General features: G+C 63.8%; 3 protein-coding genes. All 3 read right to left on the bottom strand.

What is annotated here, in order from left to right:
• A partial coding sequence (locus VJS90_RS02895) for a thiamine pyrophosphate-requiring protein (RefSeq protein WP_324118913.1) occupies positions 1 to 1,536 on the bottom strand: 1,536 nt, incomplete at its 3' end.
• Positions 1,537 to 1,634: 98 nt separating this feature from the next.
• Positions 1,635 to 1,856: a PLD nuclease N-terminal domain-containing protein gene (locus VJS90_RS02890; RefSeq protein ID WP_324118911.1), complete on the bottom strand. Its 222-nt coding sequence runs from the start codon at positions 1,854 to 1,856 to the stop codon at positions 1,635 to 1,637.
• A gap of 33 nt (positions 1,857 to 1,889) precedes the next feature.
• The coding region (locus VJS90_RS02885; protein ID WP_324118915.1) for an SDR family oxidoreductase at positions 1,890 to 2,047 on the bottom strand (158 nt) is incomplete at its 5' end.

Here is a 2,047-nt window from a genome sequence, read left to right as displayed (position 1 = left end):
CCCGATGGAGATGGCGAACAGGTGGTACGGCACGTCGGGAATGTCCTGCGACGCCGAATACTTGGGATCGCCTTCCATCACGCGCTGCTCCCAGGTCACCTGGTTGAGGTCCTGATTGTTGAACACCGCGCAGATCCACTTGCCGTTGCCCCATTGCTGCCAGTACTTGGCGACCGTGATGAGCTCGGCGAGGTTGTTCATCTGCATGGCGCCGTCGCCGACCAGGGCAACCACCTGGCGCTCGGGATGGGCGAACTTGGCGGCAATCGCGTAGGGCACCGCCGCGCCCATGCTGGCGAGACCGCCGGACAGCGAACACATCATGCCCTCGCGAATCTTCAGGTCACGGGCGAACCAGTTGGCGCACGAGCCGGAGTCACTGGTGATGATGCTGTCATCGGGCAGGCGTGGAGACAGTTCGTGGACCACCCGCTGGGGATTGATCGGGTCGGCCGAGGTGAGGGCGCGTTTGTCGAGTTTCTTGTCCCAGGCAGCGCGCCAGTGTTCGATCTTTTCGCGCCACTTGCGATCGGTCTTGTGCTCGAGCAGCGGCAGCAGCGCGGCAAGGGTGTCGGCGGCGTCGCCGACCAGATTGACCTCCATGGGGTAGCGCAGGCTGAGCATGTCGGGCGCCAGGTCGATCTGCACGCCGCGCGCCTGGCCTTCCTTGGGCAGAAACTCGGAGTAGGGGAAGCCTGAGCCGATCATTAGCAAGGTGTCGCACTCGTTCATCAGGTCATAGCTGGGTTCGGTACCAAGCAGTCCGATGCTGCCGGTGACCCAAGGCAACTCATCGGGCAGTACGGCTTTGCCAAGCAGGGCCTTGGCCACGCCAGCGCCAAGGGTGTCGGCAATCGCACGAACCTGTTCACTGGCAGCGAGGGCGCCGGCGCCTACAAGGATCGCGACCTTTTTACCCTCATTGAGTACCTGCGCGGCGCGCTGGAGATCGGCGTCATAAGGGACGACCTTGGGACGGCTGAAGCCAACGCCGGAATGCACCGTGCCGTGGGCTCGCTCCGGTTCTTCGTAGGGCAGTTCCTGCAGGTCGTTGGGTAGGATCACCGCGGTGACCCGACGTTCGCCGAGGGCCGTGCGGGCGGCGCGGTCCACCAGATGGCGCACCTGTGAAGGCACCGTGGCCTGCTGCACGAATGCGCCCGCGACATCCTTGAACATCGAGACCAGGTCAAGCTCTTGCTGGTAGTGGCCGCCCAAGGCAGCTCGGGCCTGCTGGCCGACGATGGCGAGCACGGGCATGTGGTCCATGCGTGCGTCATACAGGCCGGTGATCAGGTGGGAGGCGCCGGGGCCGGAGGTGGCGATGCATACACCCAGCTCACCGGTGAACTTGGCATGGGCGCTGGCCATGAAGGCGGCCATTTCCTCGTGGCGGCACTGGATGAACTCGATCTTCCCGGAGCGACGCATGGCGCCGAACACCCCATTGATGCCATCGCCGGGGTAGCCGAATATGCGCGTCACGCCCCACTGGCTGAGTCGCTCGACCAGGAAATCGCCTACTGTAATCGCCATCTTTTCCTCTCCTCGTTGCGCCAGAAGCGCGCAGCTAGTCAATGGAAGTTACGACTTACAGGGCGAAGCAGGCGTTCAGACTCATTTGATGAAAGTCATCAGCCCTTGCTGTGGTTGGGCGAACTCGGCGGCCTGGCGATGCCCCGGGGGCCGGCGACGCCCCAGATGGCCAGGCCCACGAGAGGCAGCACGAAGATGAGGACCGTCCAGGCCAGCTTGGTGCCAGAGCTTTTGGTGCTTCGCCAGACGCTGTTCAGGGCCCACAGATCGAGTAGCAGGACGATGATGGCTGCGGCCAGCCAGAAAAATGAGATCTCCATGGTGCGTTACCTCTCGATGATCAGCAGAAGGGGCTAGAGGATCGGTTTGCCCCCCGTCACGCCGTAGCGGCTGCCGGTGATGTAGCTGGCCTCGTCGGAGGCCAGCAGTACGTAGATCGGCGACACCTCCACGGGCTGGCCAGGACGGGCGAGCGGCGTCTGGCTACCGAAGTTCGAGGCTTCTTCCTCGG

Origin of the sequence: Pseudomonas sp. (assembly GCF_035277045.1) — a bacterium.
Classification (GTDB): Bacteria; Pseudomonadota; Gammaproteobacteria; order Pseudomonadales; family Pseudomonadaceae; genus Aquipseudomonas.
This window is presented reverse-complemented; position numbering and strand designations above follow the sequence as displayed.

Bases quoted from the DNA above. Each gene is read 5' to 3' on its own strand.
- VJS90_RS02890 (WP_324118911.1), bottom strand. From the start codon at position 1,856: ATGGAGATCTCATTTTTCTGGCTGGCCGCAGCCATCATCGTCCTGCTA.